13 protein-coding genes are annotated in these 14799 nt (G+C 69.1%); 8 read left to right on the forward strand and 5 right to left on the reverse strand.

The annotated features are described in order from the left end of the window. Nucleotides 1-175: 175 nt before the first annotated feature. From EBL85_RS15115 to EBL85_RS15125, 3 genes are all read right to left on the reverse strand, one after another. On the reverse strand, nucleotides 176-499 hold the full coding sequence (locus EBL85_RS15115; RefSeq protein WP_123143335.1) for a non-heme iron oxygenase ferredoxin subunit: 324 nt from the start codon (nucleotides 497-499) through the stop codon (nucleotides 176-178). Beyond that, nucleotides 499-1620 carry an anthranilate phosphoribosyltransferase gene (locus EBL85_RS15120; protein ID WP_123143336.1) on the reverse strand — a complete coding sequence of 374 codons (1122 nt, stop codon included), beginning with the start codon at nucleotides 1618-1620 and terminating at the stop codon, nucleotides 499-501. The genes EBL85_RS15115 and EBL85_RS15120 overlap by 1 nt, the downstream gene beginning before the upstream one ends. Before the next feature lie 127 nt (nucleotides 1621-1747). Next, complete coding sequence (locus EBL85_RS15125) at nucleotides 1748-2638, reverse strand: carbon-nitrogen hydrolase (RefSeq protein ID WP_123143337.1); 891 nt, start codon at nucleotides 2636-2638, stop codon at nucleotides 1748-1750. A gap of 255 nt (nucleotides 2639-2893) precedes the next feature. On the opposite strand from EBL85_RS15125, the gene EBL85_RS15130 reads away from it, so the two are divergent. The 3 genes from EBL85_RS15130 (at nucleotide 2894) to tilS (ending at nucleotide 6731) form a co-directional block, all read left to right on the forward strand. Then, nucleotides 2894-3628: a metal-dependent hydrolase gene (locus EBL85_RS15130; protein ID WP_123143338.1), complete on the forward strand. Its 735-nt coding sequence runs from the start codon at nucleotides 2894-2896 to the stop codon at nucleotides 3626-3628. A 786-nt stretch (nucleotides 3629-4414) separates the two neighbouring features. Continuing rightward, nucleotides 4415-5371 carry an acetyl-CoA carboxylase carboxyltransferase subunit alpha gene (locus EBL85_RS15135; protein ID WP_123143339.1) on the forward strand — a complete coding sequence of 319 codons (957 nt, stop codon included), beginning with the start codon at nucleotides 4415-4417 and terminating at the stop codon, nucleotides 5369-5371. A 1-nt stretch (nucleotide 5372) separates the two neighbouring features. Beyond that, nucleotides 5373-6731 (forward strand): tRNA lysidine(34) synthetase TilS, encoded by a 1359-nt coding sequence (tilS, locus tag EBL85_RS15140; RefSeq protein ID WP_123143340.1) that lies wholly within the window; start codon nucleotides 5373-5375, stop codon nucleotides 6729-6731. Here tilS and trxA read toward each other — a convergent pair. Further along, nucleotides 6725-7588, reverse strand: a complete 864-nt coding sequence (gene trxA / locus EBL85_RS15145) for a thioredoxin (protein ID WP_123143341.1) — start codon at nucleotides 7586-7588, stop codon at nucleotides 6725-6727. The genes tilS and trxA overlap by 7 nt on opposite strands. Nucleotides 7589-7781: 193 nt before the next feature. On the opposite strand from trxA, the gene trxC reads away from it, so the two are divergent. From trxC to greA, 4 genes are all read left to right on the forward strand, one after another. Next, complete coding sequence (trxC, locus tag EBL85_RS15150; RefSeq protein WP_123141456.1) at nucleotides 7782-8231, forward strand: thioredoxin TrxC; 450 nt, start codon at nucleotides 7782-7784, stop codon at nucleotides 8229-8231. 183 nt (nucleotides 8232-8414) lie between these two features. Beyond that, nucleotides 8415-9557, forward strand: a complete 1143-nt coding sequence (gene carA / locus EBL85_RS15155) for a glutamine-hydrolyzing carbamoyl-phosphate synthase small subunit (RefSeq protein WP_005221406.1) — start codon at nucleotides 8415-8417, stop codon at nucleotides 9555-9557. A gap of 200 nt (nucleotides 9558-9757) precedes the next feature. Next, nucleotides 9758-12967 (forward strand): carbamoyl-phosphate synthase large subunit, encoded by a 3210-nt coding sequence (carB, locus tag EBL85_RS15160; RefSeq protein ID WP_123143342.1) that lies wholly within the window; start codon nucleotides 9758-9760, stop codon nucleotides 12965-12967. 123 nt (nucleotides 12968-13090) lie between these two features. Next, nucleotides 13091-13567, forward strand: coding sequence for a transcription elongation factor GreA (greA, locus tag EBL85_RS15165; RefSeq protein WP_062272541.1), 477 nt, complete (start codon nucleotides 13091-13093; stop codon nucleotides 13565-13567). Nucleotides 13568-13585: 18 nt separating this feature from the next. Here greA and EBL85_RS15170 read toward each other — a convergent pair whose 3' ends face one another. Beyond that, nucleotides 13586-14440, reverse strand: a complete 855-nt coding sequence (locus EBL85_RS15170; RefSeq protein WP_123141453.1) for an SDR family oxidoreductase — start codon at nucleotides 14438-14440, stop codon at nucleotides 13586-13588. Between the two features lie 137 nt (nucleotides 14441-14577). Between EBL85_RS15170 and EBL85_RS15175 the strand changes: the two genes are divergently transcribed. After that, nucleotides 14578-14799 (forward strand): FmdB family zinc ribbon protein (locus EBL85_RS15175; RefSeq protein WP_148040562.1); only part of this gene is annotated, 222 nt, incomplete at its 3' end.

Here is a 14799-nt window from a genome sequence, read left to right on the forward strand (position 1 = left end):
GGCTTGTCTCATCCCTTCAAGGTTGACTGCAAACCGACACTGGAGGCTGTTTGCTGAAGGCTGGTCGCTTTCTTCGCGCCCTTCGCGGCTTTGCGGTTCAATCCTGGCGGCTGGCGGCTGGCGGCTGGCGGCTGGCGGCTGGCGGCTGGCGGCTGGCGGCTGGCGGCTGGCGGCCTCACTCGCCCGTCCGCGTCGGGTCGATCAGCACCTGATCGTCGATGACCTCGACGTGGAAGGTGCGGGTCGGGGTGTCGGCGGGTTCTTCGAGCGGTTGGCCGGTGCGCAGACAGAAACGGCTGCCGTGCAGCGAGCACTTGATGCGCGCGCCGTCGAGACAGCCGTAGGAGAGCGGATAGTCCTCGTGACTACAGTTGTCCTCGACGGCATAGAGCCGGCCCTCGACCCGTGCGAGGATGCAGTCGATCCCCGCCACCCGGACCCGGATGAAGCCCCCCTCGGGGACCTCGTCGCTGCGCGCCACCACGCGCGGCCCGGCCATCAGCACACCCGTCGTGCGGCGCGGCCGCTGTCGAGCACCGCGCGGGCACGGATCGCGCCCGCCTCCAGGCTGGGCACTCGCCCCAGATGCCAGAGCACCAGCGCCGCGCCCAGCACCAGGGCGTCATAGGCGGGGCCGTGCCCGCCCTCGAGCGCGGCCAGGCCGGCGCGTGCCGCCGCCGTCGCGGTGGCCGGCAGATCGACGGCGATGGCGATGTCGTCGCCGGCGCGGGTCGTCTGCGGCAGGCTCTCGGGCAGCGGCGGGGCGCGCAGCGCCTGTTCGATGCCCAGGCTGGTCGGGTCGACCTCGAAGGACTGCTCCTCGCCCATGCGCTGATAGTTGAAGCACAGTCCGCGCTGGCGCAGCGAGGGGATGACGCCGCCCTCGACGCCGCGCACCAGCAGTGCCGACTCGAATCCGGCATGGCGTGCGAGCAGGGCATAGATGCGCGGGTAGGGCTTGTGCACATAGCCGGTCATCAGGTGGGTGTGGCGGCGTCCGTGCACCGGCCGCGCCAGCACCTCGACGGTGGTCAGCGCCTGGCGCTTGACGATGGTCTCGCGCAGCCCGAGCAGGTTGTGCAGCGCCGCGCAGTAGGCGCGCTGGTCGATATAGCCCCAGCCGAGGTCGGGGTCGGAGAGCCGGGCGGCGACCTCGACCGGGCTGAGATCGACCGCGACCCCGGCGGCCTCGAGCACATGTCTGTGGGTGACGCCGAACTTGGGTCCGACGGCGTTCGCGCCGTGGCTGATCGTCGCCACACCGCACTCGGCCAGCAGCGGCATCAGGAAGGGGGAGACCGGCAGCGAGCGGTTGTAGCCGTCGTAGGGATCGGCGATGTCGACCACCTCGTCGACCTCGGCGACGGCATGCCCGGTGGCCTCCTGGATGGCCTCGAGGATGCCGCGCAGCTCGTCGTCGGTCTCGCGCTTCATCCGCAGCGCGATGAGGAAGATGGCCGCCTGTACCGGGTCGGCGGTGGCGTCGAGGATGCTGCGCATCGCCTGCCGGGCCTCGGCCAGGGAGATGTCCTTGGAGAGATCGGGGCCGGTGGCGACGCGCTGGATGATCGAGCGCATCAACTCGCGATTCTCGGTGCTGGGGCTGGTGTCAGTGGGCATGGGCTGTCCTCCGCTGGCGCGATGACTGCGGGGCGGCCACGCCGCCCGGGCGCATCCTGCTCGCGGTCGCATGGCGACCGCACAGCCATCCCTGAGGGCGGAGGACGATGATCTCAACCGCGTGCGGTCAGTCGCGGTAGCGGCGCTCGAGCGCGTCGTAGGCGTCGATCCGCCGGTCGCGCAGGAAGGGCCAGATGCGGCGCACGGTCTCGCTGCGGGCGCGATCGATGGTGACGATCAGGGTCTCGGCGCGATCGGCCCCGGCGCGCGCGAGCAGCTCGCCCTGCGGGCCGCAGACGAAGGAGTTGCCCCAGAAGCGCGCCCCGGCGCCACCCGCCGCCGGATCGGGCTCGAAGCCGATGCGGTTGCAGGCGGCCACCGGCAGGCCGTTGGCCACCGCGTGACCACGCTGCACCGTCATCCAGGCATCGAGCTGGCGTGTCTGCTCCGCGGGCTCGTCGCGCGGGTCCCAGCCGATGGCGGTGGGGTAGAGCAGCAGCTCGGCCCCGGCGAGCGCCATCAGCCGCGCCGCCTCCGGGTACCACTGATCCCAGCACACCAGCACCCCGAGCCGACCGACACTGGTGTCGATCGGGGTGAAGCCGAGGTCGCCGGGGGTGAAGTAGAACTTCTCGTAGTAGCCCGGGTCGTCGGGGATGTGCATCTTGCGATAGCGCCCGGCGAGCCGACCGTCGCTGTCGAGCACCACGGCGGTGTTGTGATAGAGCCCGGGGGCGCGGCGCTCGAACAGCGAGCCGACGATCACCACCCCGAGTTCGGCGGCGAGCGCGCCGAGGGCGTCGGTGCTGGGGCCGGGGATGGGCTCGGCGAGATCGAACAGCGCCGGGTCTTCCTGCTGGCAGAAATAGGGCCCGTTGTGCAGCTCCTGGAGCAGCACCAGCTGCGCGCCCTCGTCGGCAGCCGCGCGACAGGCCGTGGCGCAGGCGTCGAGATTGGCCTCGAGGCCGCCCTGATCGGCCTGCTGGACGAGCGCGATGGTCAGTGGGGATGCGGTCATGGACGAAACCTCTGCGAAGCGACGGCGGACGAGGCGCGGATTATCCGCCACGGCGGGGTTCGTCGCCAGCTTCCAGGCGCCAGGTGCCAGCTATCAGCCACCAGCCTCCAGTGGACGTGCTTGCTGAGCGCTGTCGCTTGAGACAAGCGCACTGGAGGCTGGGTGCTTTCCCTGGCGGCTGGCGGCTGGCGCGGTTAGAGTGCCCCGGATCCGTGGGCGCCGCTGGCGCCGCTCTGCGCAGTGCTTCGTTTTCGCATGGCCAACTTCCACACCCATATCAATGTCAGCATCTTCGTCAGCGGCGCCAGCGTGCTCGGTCTGCACGCCGCCGGGCTGGTCGAGCAGGGGCAGACGCTGCCGCTGTTCGCGCTCGGGGTCGGCGCCAGTCTGTTGCCCGATGTCGACTCCGACACCTCGCGTCCGGTGCGTGCCTTCTTCACCGTGCTCGGGGCCGGGCTGGCCTTCGCCATGACCCTGCCCCTGGTCGGTCAGCTGTTGTTGTTCGAGCTGGCGCTGGTGTGGGTCGGGGTGTTCCTCTGTGTACGCTACGGTTTCTTCGAGCTGTTCACCCGCTTCACCGTGCACCGCGGGATCTGGCATTCCTGGCTGGCGGCGGCGGTGTGGTCGCTGGCGACGGTCAACGCCGCCCACTGGCTGTTGGAGCAGCCGGCACGGGCGGCCTGGGTCGCCGGGCTGATGGTGGCGATCGGCTATCTCACCCATCTCCTGCTCGACGAGTTGTTCAGCGTCGACCTGCTCAACAGCCGGATCAAGCGCTCCTTCGGCACCGCGCTCAAGCCGCTGAGCCTGAACGACCCGCTGAGCAGCCTGACCCTGCTCGCGCTGGCCGTCTGGCTGGCCTGGATCGCGCCGGACCCGGGAGACTGGCCGGCCTTCGATCAGACCGTCTCCGGCATCCGGGCGTTGTGGCTGGGCCTCGGTGATGAACTCGGCGGCTGGCAGCAGGCGCTGGCGCGGCTGTTCGAGTAGGGGTTATCAGTCGCCAGCTGCACCAGCCATCAGCTACCAGCTACCAGCCATCAGCCATCAGCCATCAGCCGCCAGTTGCCAGCCGTCAGCCGTCAGCCGTCAGCCGTCAGCCGTCAGTTGCCAGCCGTCAGCCGTCAGCCATCAGCCGCCAGTTGCCAGCCGTCAGCCGTCGGTCGTCGGTCGTCAGCCGCCGGTCGCTATCGGGGTGCAGGCGTTGGTCTCTCGCGATGCCCCTGAAGGCACCGCCACTGGCGACTGAGGGCGGTGGCGGGTGACTGATCATTGGCCCCGGAACCGCTTCGTCCGACGCCGCGCTTTTACGGCTTTTTCCCGCCAGGGTGGCTGATTCTCGGCGGTTGGGGCGGGTTTTTCCGCGGGTTTGCTGTAAAGGCCTGGTGTTGTTCGAATTTGGCGGCATTTAACTGCCTGATCGCGGATCTTGGTCGAAATCCTGAGGCCATGTCGGTTAAGTGCGCGAAATCGCCTTCGAGACGTCGCGCGGCCCTGTGCTCGTATGTCCGATGCGGTCGTGCAGAGCCTAGTGCGCGATGCTGTACTCACTGCGGTCGCTGCGCTAGATTGGCAGGTTGCTGTGTGGCCGCGGGCATGCGCCCGTGCCGGGGTCGAGCCGGGTGGGCGGGGGCGACGAGGTCGGTCTCGCGATGCCCGACCGGGGCGTCGTTGCGATGGCCTCCGGTGCTCGACCGCTGCCTGATGACGGGGCGCCGTATGCGGAGTCATCCGTGGGCGATCCACGCGTAACTCTCAAGACGATGTAGTGGGGCTATGGATCTCAATTTCCTCGATTTCGAACAACCCATCGCAGAGCTCGAGGCGAAGATCGAAGAACTTCGCCTGGTCGGCCACGACAACGAACTCAATATCCAGGAGGAGATCGAGCGTCTCCAGACCAAGTGTGTGGCGCTCACCGAGTCGATCTTCTCCTCGCTGACGCCGTGGCAGATCTCGCAGCTCTCGCGTCATCCGCAGCGTCCCTACCTGCTCGATTACGTGCGCCGGATCTTCGACGAGTTCCACGAGCTGCACGGCGATCGCGCCTTCGCCGACGATTTGGCCATCGTCGGGGGGCTGGCGCGGCTCGACGGTCGACCGGTGATGGTGATCGGTCACCAGAAGGGACGCGACACCAAGGAGAAGATCCAACGCAACTTCGGCATGCCGCGCCCCGAGGGCTACCGCAAGGCGCTGCGCCTGATGGAGATGGCCGAGCGCTTCTCGCTGCCGGTGCTGACCTTCATCGACACCCCCGGCGCCTATCCCGGCGTCGGTGCCGAGGAGCGCGGTCAGAGCGAGGCGATCGCGCGCAACCTGCGCGAGATGTCGCGGCTGCGTACCCCGATCCTCAGCACCGTGATCGGCGAGGGCGGCTCGGGCGGGGCGCTGGCGATCGGCGTCGGCGACTGGCTGGGGATGCTGCAGTTCAGCACCTACTCGGTGATCTCGCCCGAGGGCTGCGCCTCGATCCTGTGGAAGAGCGCCGACAAGGCCCAGCTCGCCGCCGAGGCGATGGCGATCACCTCCGACAAGTTGCTCGAGCAGGGGCTGATCGACGAGATCATCAAGGAGCCCTCGGGCGGCGCGCACCGCGACCCCGATGCCAACGCCGCCGCGCTCAAGGCGGTGCTGGTGAAGCGGCTCGACGAGCTCGCCACGGTCGACCTCGACACCCTGGTGGCCAAGCGCCATCAGCGCCTGATGGGCTACGGTCGCTTCAAGGAGTGAGGTGGACGCGCTCGACCCCGAGCGCCTCGCCGCCGATCTGGTCGCGCTCGGTGGTCGGGGCCGTTGCTGGATCGCCTACAGCGGTGGACTCGACTCCACCGTGCTGCTGCATGCGCTGACCCGGGCGCCACTGGCGCGCCCGCTCGGCGCCATCCACATCGATCACGGGTTGCAGCCAGTGGCGCGGGACTGGCGCCGGCACTGTCGTGAACGCTGTCGCGTGCTCGGGGTGCGTTTCGTCGCCCGCGCCCTGGCGCTCTCGCCGCCCCCTGGCGAGAGCCTCGAGGCCCATGCCCGCGAGGCGCGCTATCGCGCCTTCGCCGCGCTGCTCGACGACGACGAGCTGCTGCTGACCGCCCATCATCTCGACGACCAGGCCGAGACCCTGCTGCTCGCGTTGCTGCGAGGGAGTGGGGTGCACGGGCTGGCGGCGATGCCGGGGTGCGCGCCGCTCGGTCGGGGGCGCTTGGTGCGTCCGCTGCTCGGGGTGTCGCGCGCGCAGCTGCTCGATTACGCCCGACGTCATCGGCTCGACTGGATCGAGGATCCGAGCAACGACGCCCTCCACCACGATCGCAACCTGCTGCGCCACCAGGTGCTGCCGCTGCTGCGCGGCCGCTGGCCGGCGGCGGCGTCCACCATCGCGCGCAGCGCGGCGCACTGTGCCGAGGCGGCGACGCTGATCGATCGCCAGGCCGGGCGCGATCTCGCCGCCGTCGCCGGCGCCGTGCCCGGCACCCTCTCGGTGGCCGGTCTGTGCGGGCTGGAGCCCTCGGTGCGGCGGGCGGTGGCGCGGCTGTGGCTGCGTCGTCAGGGGTTCGCGGTGCCGGGACGGGCGCGGCTCGAACGGGTCGTCGGCGAGCTGTTGACGGCGCGTGCCGATGCCGCGCCGCAGGTGGCCTGGACCGGCTGCGAGGTGCGCCGCTATCGCGACGATCTCTATGCGCTGCAACCGCTGCCGAGGCCGCCGGATGCGGCCCTGCGCTGGGTGTCGGGGCGCGAGCTGGTGCTGCCGCAGGGACTGGGCGAGTTACGGCTGGCTGGAGTCGAGCTGGCGCTGGAGGTGCGGTTCGCCGGCGCCGGTGGGCGGTGTCGGCAGCGCCCGGGTGGGCCGCTGCGAGCGCTCAAGAAGGTCTTCCAGGAGGCCGGGGTGGCGCCCTGGCTGCGCCCGCTGGTGCCGTTGCTGTTCGTTGCCGGGACCGATCGACTGGTCGCGGTCGCCGGGGTCTGCGGCTGTCACCCGGAGGAGACCGGGGCGCCGGGTCGGCTGCGCTGGTCGGGGCACCCCTGGGGCGCGCTCGGGGTGTTTCGCGAGGTCTGCGAGATCGGGCACGCCGCCGGGGGGGAGGGCGCTCAGTAGAGCGCGTTCATCATCTTGGCGCGGTAGCGCGCGACCAGGTCGCCGTCGCCGCCGAGCAGGTCGAACACCGCGAGCATGCCCTTGCGCCCGGCGTCCTCGCCGTAGCCGCGATCGCGCTTCATCAGCTCGAGCAGCAGCTCCAGCGCGGTGGCGTGATCGCCCTGGCTCACCGCGCGGGCGGCGAGCTGATAGCGGGCCTCGCTGTCGGTGGCATCGGCCTCGAGTCGGGCGCGCAGCGTCGCCTCGTCAGCGGCGTCGACGAGCGCGGTGGCGAAGCGCAGCCGGCCACGCAGGGCATTGACCTCGGGGTCATTGGCCAGCTCGATCGGCAGTCGATCGATCGCCGCCTCGGCCTCAACGACCTCGCCGCGCGCGGCGCGCAGCTCGACCTCGAGCAGGGCGATGCGGTTGTTCTCCGGGTCCTCGGCGCGGGCCTGTTCGAGCTGTGCGGCGGCCTGCTCGAGTGCGCCCTCGGCGATACTGGCGCGGGCCTGGTCGAGCAGCCCGCTCGAGGCGCGGGGGATGTGACGATCGAGGAACTCGCGGATCTCTCCCTCGGGCAGCGCACCCATGAACTCGTCGACCGGCTGGCCGTCCTTGTAGAGCCGTACCGTGGGCAGGCTGCGCACGCCGAACTGCGCGGCCAGCGCCTGCTCCTCCTCGGTGTTGACCTTGGCGAGCAGGAAGCGCCCGGCGTAGCGCTCGGCCAGCCCGGTGAGCAGCGGCATCAGCATGCGACAGGGGGCGCACCAGTCGGCCCAGAAGTCGACCAACACTGGGCGCTCGTAGGAGCCCTCGATGACGACCGACTGGAAGTTCTCGGCGGTGACGGTCACGACATGGGGTGAATCTGTCATGGGTGATGACTCCTGATGGTGTGGATATTGGCAAGGCCGGTGACGATAGCTACCGGTCGATGACGATTCAAGACGGTCGCGATACGGCTGGGGCCGTGGTCGGGATGGTCGCGATCGTCGACAACGACCAGGATACGCGGCGTGCGGGCGCTCCCGTCACGCCCGCATCCATCGAGAGGGAGAGAGTAAGGAGATGTCCGATCCAATCCATGTGGTCTGCCCCGCCTGCGACGCGGTCAACCGGCTGGCACCGGCGCGCCTCGGCGCGGGCGGACGATGCGGGCGCTGTCACGCGCCGCTGTTCGGTGGCGAGCCGGTGGCGCTCGACGAGGCGCGCTTCGCCCATCACCTGGGGCGCAGCGATCTGCCGCTGCTGGTCGATTTCTGGGCGCCCTGGTGCGGTCCCTGCCAGATGATGGCGCCGGCCTTCGCCGCTGCCGCGCGCACCCTCGAGCCCGAGCTGCGCCTGGTCAAGGTCGACACCGAACGGGCCCAGGGGCTGGCCGCGCGGCTCGGTATCCGCAGCATCCCGACCCTGGCGCTGTTTCGCGGCGGGGTCGAGCGGGCCCGTCAGGCCGGTGCCATGGATGCGGCGGGGATCATCGCCTGGGCGCGCCACCAACTGCACGCCGGAGGGGGCTGAAGCGGATGATCGGGTTGGCATTTCGCCGCCCGTACCGACCGGCGCGCGTGGACAGTGCGCCGGCGGTTCTTTAGAATTCAGGCCGGTCAGGGCGCTGCCATTGACCTACCCTGTGTGTCCAACGCCGTCACCCGACGTCCCGTCGCGGTCGTTGCGCATCCTCGCCCGGATTCGGAGATACCCTTGAGAAAACCCGCAGTTCTGGTTCTGGAAGACGGTTCGGTCTTCCGCGGAACATCGATTGGCGCCGATGGCTCGAGCGTCGGTGAGGTGGTGTTCAACACCGCCATGACCGGCTATCAGGAGATCCTCACCGATCCCTCCTATCTGCGCCAGCTCGTGACCCTGACATACCCCCACATCGGCAACGTGGGCGCCAACCCGGAGGACGAGGAGTCCGCCGGCATCCAGGCCGCCGGCCTGATCATCCGCCACTTGCCCCAGCGCGCCAGCAATTTCCGCCAGCGCGAGCGTCTCGACGACTATCTGCGTCGTCAGGGCGTGGTCGGCATCGCCGACATCGACACCCGTCGCCTGACCCGCATCCTGCGCGAGAAGGGCGCGCAGAACGGCTGTCTACAGGCCGGCGACGCCATCGACGAGGCCGCGGCGCTCGCCGCCGCCCGTGACTTCCCCGGGCTCAAGGGCATGGACCTCGCCCAGCAGGCCACCACCGCCGAGCCCTATGCCTGGACCCAGGGCGAGTGGGCGCTCGAGGGCGGGCTGCCCGCGCCGCTCGACCCCGCCGACGAGGCGCTGCCGTTCAAGGTCGTCGCCTACGACTTCGGCGTCAAGCGCAACATCCTGCGCATGCTGGCCTCGCGCGGCTGCAGCGTCACCGTGGTCCCGGCCCGCACCCCCGCCGCCGAGGTGCTGGCGATGAACCCCGACGGGGTGTTCCTCTCCAACGGTCCCGGCGACCCCGAGCCCTGCGACTACGCCATCGCCGCGATCCGCGAGCTGCTCGAGCACCAGGTGCCGCTGTTCGGCATCTGTCTTGGCCACCAGCTGCTCGCGCTCGCCTCCGGCGCCCGCACCCTGAAGATGAAGTTCGGCCACCACGGCGCCAACCACCCGGTGCAGGATCTCGCTACCGGCGCGGTGATGATCAGCAGCCAGAACCACGGCTTCGCCGTCGACGAGGAGACCCTCCCCGAGACGCTGCAGCCGACGCATCGCTCGCTGTTCGACGGCTCGCTGCAGGGTATTCGTCGCTGCGACTGCCCGGCCTTCAGCTTCCAGGGGCACCCCGAGGCCAGTCCCGGCCCCTGTGACGTGGCGCCGCTGTTCGATCAGTTCATCGAGTCCATGCGCGCGCGCGGCTAGACGGGCGGCGTCGCGCGCGTTCCCTCACATGGACGCGCGCGCGGGCTCGACGGATCCGCCAGCGACGGCGGAGTCCGGGGTCGACCGGGTGTTGCGGAGCGGTGCGGGCGCGGACCCCTCGCGGTCCGTCGCCAACGGCATTCGTCTTCCAGCATTTGCGTTCACGTACATCCATTCTCGGATCTCAAGAAACTAACAGAATGCCAAAGCGTACTGACATCCACAGCATCCTGATCATTGGCTCTGGCCCCATCGTCATCGGCCAGGCCTGCGAGTTCGACTACTCCGGCGCCCAGGCCTGCAAGGCGCTGCGGGAGGAGGGGTATCGGGTCATTCTGGTGAACTCGAACCCGGCCACCATCATGACCGACCCCGAGATGGCCGACGCCACCTATATCGAGCCGGTCACCTGGCGCGCGGTGGCGGCGATCATCGAGCGTGAGCGCCCGGATGCGCTGTTGCCGACCATGGGTGGCCAGACCGCGCTCAACTGCGCGCTCGATCTGGTGCGCGAGGGCGTGCTCGAGGAGTACGGCGTCGAGCTGATCGGCGCCTCGCGCGAGGCCATCGACAAGGCCGAGGACCGCGACCTGTTCCGTCAGGCGATGCGCAAGATCGGCCTCGACATGCCGCGCTCGGCGATCGCCCACAGCCTCGAGGAGGCCAATCAGGTCCAGGCCTCGATCGGCTTCCCGGCGATCATCCGTCCGTCCTTCACCATGGGCGGCAGCGGTGGCGGCATCGCCTATAACCAGGAGGAGTTCGAGGAGATCTGTCGCCGCGGGCTGGATCTCTCGCCGACCCGCGAGCTGCTGATCGAGGAATCGGTGCTCGGCTGGAAGGAGTACGAGATGGAGGTGGTCCGCGACCGCGCGGACAACTGCATCATCATCTGCTCGATCGAGAACCTCGATCCGATGGGCGTGCACACCGGCGACTCGATCACCGTCGCCCCGGCGCAGACGCTCACCGACAAGGAATACCAGATCATGCGCGACGCCTCGCTGGCGGTGCTGCGCGAGATCGGTGTCGACACCGGTGGCTCCAACGTCCAGTTCGCGATCAACCCCGAGAACGGGCGGATGATCGTCATCGAGATGAATCCGCGCGTCTCGCGCTCCTCGGCGCTGGCCTCCAAGGCCACCGGCTTCCCGATCGCCAAGGTCGCGGCCAAGCTCGCCGTCGGTTATACCCTCGATGAGCTGCGCAACGACATCACCGGCGGCGCCACCCCGGCCTCGTTCGAGCCGACCATCGACTACGTGGTCACCAAGATTCCGCGCTTCGCCTTCGAGAAGTTCGCCCAGGCCGATGCCCGTCTGACCACCCAGATGAAGTCGGTCGGCGAGGTGATGGCGATCGGTCGCACCTTCCAGGAATCGCTGCAGAAGGCGCTGCGCGGGCTCGAGATCGACAAGTACGGACTCGAGGAGATCGTCGATCCCGCCGACCCCGAGGCCATGGCCAAGCTGCGCCAGGAGCTGCGCCAGGCCGGTATCGATCGGCTGTTCTACGTCGCCGATGCCTTCCGCATGGGGCTCTCGCTCGAGGACATCCATGAGCTGAGCAAGATCGAGCCCTGGTTCCTCGCCGAGATCGAGGACCTGATCGCCAGCGAGCGCGCGCTGGTCGCCGCCGGGTTCGACGGGCTCGATGCCGAGCGGCTGCGTCAGCTCAAGCGTCAGGGCTTCTCCGATCGTCGCATCGCACGGCTGCTCGAGACCACCGAGGACGCCATCCGCGCCCGCCGTCACGCCCTCGGCGTGCGCCCGGTGTTCAAGCGCGTCGACACCTGCGCGGCCGAGTTCGCCGCCACCACCGCCTATCTCTACTCCACCTACGAGGAGGAGTGCGAGGCCGAACCGAGCGATCGAGAGAAGATCATGGTCCTCGGCGGCGGCCCCAACCGGATCGGCCAGGGCATCGAGTTCGACTACTGCTGCGTCCACGCCGCCTTCGCCATGCGCGAGGACGGCTACGAGACCATCATGGTCAACTGCAACCCGGAGACGGTCTCGACCGACTACGACACCTCCGACCGGCTCTACTTCGAGCCGCTCACCCTCGAGGACGTACTCGAGGTGGTCGAGTGCGAGCGCCCGCGCGGCGTGATCGTGCAGTACGGCGGCCAGACCCCGCTCAAGCTCGCCCGCGCGCTCGAGGCCGCCGGGGTGCCGATCATCGGCACCACCCCGGACAGCATCGACCTGGCCGAGGACCGCGAGCGCTTCCAGCACATGATCCAGGATCTCGGTCTGCTGCAGCCGCCGAACGCGACCGCGCGCAGCGAGGCCGAGGCGGTGGCGCTCGCTGCCGACATCGGCTACCCGCTGGTGGTGCGTCCGTCCTACGTGCTCGGCGGTCGGGCGATGGAGATCGTCTACGAGGAGGCCGATCTCGAGCGCTACATGCGCGAGGCGGTGCGCGTCTCCAACGAGTCGCCGGTGCTGCTCGATCGCTTCCTCGATGACGCCATCGAGGTCGACGTCGACGCCATCAGCGACGGCCAGGACGTGCTCATCGGCGGCATCATGGAGCACATCGAGCAGGCCGGCGTGCACTCGGGCGATTCGGCCTGCTCGCTGCCGCCCTACACCCTGCCGGCCTCGATCCAGGACCGGATGCGCGAGCAGATGGCGAAGATGGCGCGCGCGCTCAACGTCGTCGGCCTGATGAACGCCCAGTTCGCGGTCAAGGGCGAGGAGATCTACATCCTCGAGGTCAACCCGCGCGCCTCGCGCACCGTGCCCTTCGTCTCCAAGTCGATCGGCGTGCCGCTGGCCAAGGTCGCCGCGCGCTGCATGGCCGGTCGCTCGCTGACCGAGCAGGGCTACGAGCGCGAGAGCCGCCCCAAGCATTACTTCGTCAAGGAGGCGGTGTTCCCCTTCGTCAAGTTCCCCGGTGTCGACACCGTGCTGGGCCCGGAGATGAAGTCCACCGGCGAGGTGATGGGCGTCGGCGACACCTTCGGCGAGGCCTATGCCAAGGCCCAAGAGGGCGCCGGCTCGCTGTTGCCGGGGCGTGGCGGCAAGGCGCTGCTGAGTGTGCGTGATGCCGACAAGCCGCGACTGCTGCGCGTCGCCCGCGATCTCATCGAGTTCGGCTTCAGCCTCTATGCCACCCACGGCACTGCTGCGGCGGTGCGTGAGGCGGGGCTCGAGTGCGTCGGGGTGAACAAGGTCGCCGAGGGGCGTCCGCACCTGGTCGACATGATCAAGAACAAGGAGGTCAGCCTGATCGTCAACACCACCGAGGGTGCCCAGGCGATCGCCGACTCCGCCGAGATCCGTCGCGCCGCGCTCCAGCACAAGGTGTGCTACACCACCACCATCGCCGGTGCCGAGGCGACCTGTCTGGCGCTCAAGCAACTGGACATCTGCACCGTCAATCGGTTACAAGATCTCCATTGATCCAGGCCGAACGGGCGCCCCGCACGGGGTGCCCGTGGTCTCTTTTTGTCTTTTTGGGGTCCGCAACGGGCCCGAACGACCGCGCGCCCCGGCACGCGGTCCATCCATACGAGGGAATCACCCATGACCCAGGTACCTCTGACCGCGAGAGGCGCTGAGAAATTGCGTGAAGAATTGGACCAGCTCAAGCGGGTCGAGCGTCCGCGCGTGATCGAGGCGATCGCCGAGGCGCGCGAGCACGGCGATCTCAAGGAGAACGCCGAGTATCACGCCGCGCGCGAGCAGCAGGGCTTCATCGAGGGTCGTATCAAGGACATCGAGTCGAAGCTCTCCAACGCGCAGATCATCGATGTCACGACGTTGCCGAAGACGGGGCGGGTGGTGTTCGGCGCGACCGTGCACGTGCTCGAGCTGGACAAGGATCAGGAGCTCAAGTATCGGATCGTCGGCGAGGACGAGGCCGACCTCAAGCTGGGGATGATCTCGGTCTCCTCGCCGATCGCGCGCAGCCTGATCGGCAAGAGCGAGGGCGATGTCGCCTCGGTCGATGCCCCCGGCGGGGTGCGCGAGTTCGAGATCCTCGAGGTCGAATACATCTGACCCCGCGCGCGGCGTCGCTCAGCCGGCGCCGCCGCGCGAGACCCGCGCCAGCAGCCAGTCGAGCGCGCGGGTCGACAGGACCCGTCTCAGCCCGCCGAGCACATGGGTCGGCAAGGTGACATAATATCTCGGGCGGGGACGCGGGCTCTCGATGGCGTGGACCAGTGCGCGCAACACCGCCTCGGGCGGCAGGGTGAAGGGTTGCGCCTTGCCCGCCTTGGTCAGTCGTTGCTCGGCGCGGACATAGGCGTCGCGATGGACGCTGTGCTCGACGTCGATGTGGTCGCGAAAGGCGCGATGGGCGTTGTCGCGGAAGCGGCTGGTGATCGGTCCCGGTTCGATCAGCGAGACCGTGATGCCGCTGCCGCGCAGCTCCAGGCGCAGGGTGTCGGTCAGACCCTCGAGCGCATACTTGCTGGCGACATAGGCGCCGCGGAAGGGCAGTGGGATGAGCCCGAGGATGGAGCTGTTCTGGACGATGCGGCCCTCTCCCTGACGGCGCATCACCGGGATCACCCGGCAGGTCAACTCGTGCCAGCCGAGGAGGTTGGTCTCGAGCTGCGCGCGCAGCGCCGCGCGACTGAGGTCCTCGACCGCGCCGGGCTGGCCGTAGGCGCCGTTGTTGAACAGCGCATCGAGCCTGCCGCCGGTGAGCGCGAGCGCCTGCTCGAGCCCCGCGGCGATGCTCGACGAGTCGTCGAGGTCGATGCGCACCGCCTCCAGGCCGCTGGCGGCCAAGCGCTCGACATCGGTCTCGGCGCGCGCCGAGGCGATCACTCGCCAGCCGCGGCGCGCCAGCCCCTCGGCGCAGTGCGCGCCGATGCCGCTGGAGCAACCGGTGATGAGGATCGAGGGCTGACGGGTCGAGGGCATGGCGTCCTGGCTCAAACCTGGTTTCGAGGGGCTGTCATTGAAGGCCAATTCCATGCTGGCCCGCAACCCCTCATGGTATCGGCGCACGGTCGATGGGCCGCGACCGCCGTTGTTTATCCGATGACGAGGTATGATCAATGCCGATCTATGAATATCGCTGCGAGGCGTGCGGACACGAGATGGAGGCGATGCAGAAGATCAGCGATGCGCCGCTGACCGACTGTCCCGCCTGCGGCAAGTCCGAACTCAAGAAGCAGATCTCGGCAGCCGGCTTCCGCCTCAAGGGCGGCGGCTGGTACGAGACCGACTTCAAGCAGGGCAAGAAGAAAAACCTGCACGAGGGCTCGAGCGGCGGGGCC

It is taken from the genome of Marichromatium sp. AB32 (assembly GCF_003718675.1).
Taxonomy (GTDB): Bacteria; Pseudomonadota; Gammaproteobacteria; order Chromatiales; family Chromatiaceae; genus Marichromatium; species Marichromatium gracile.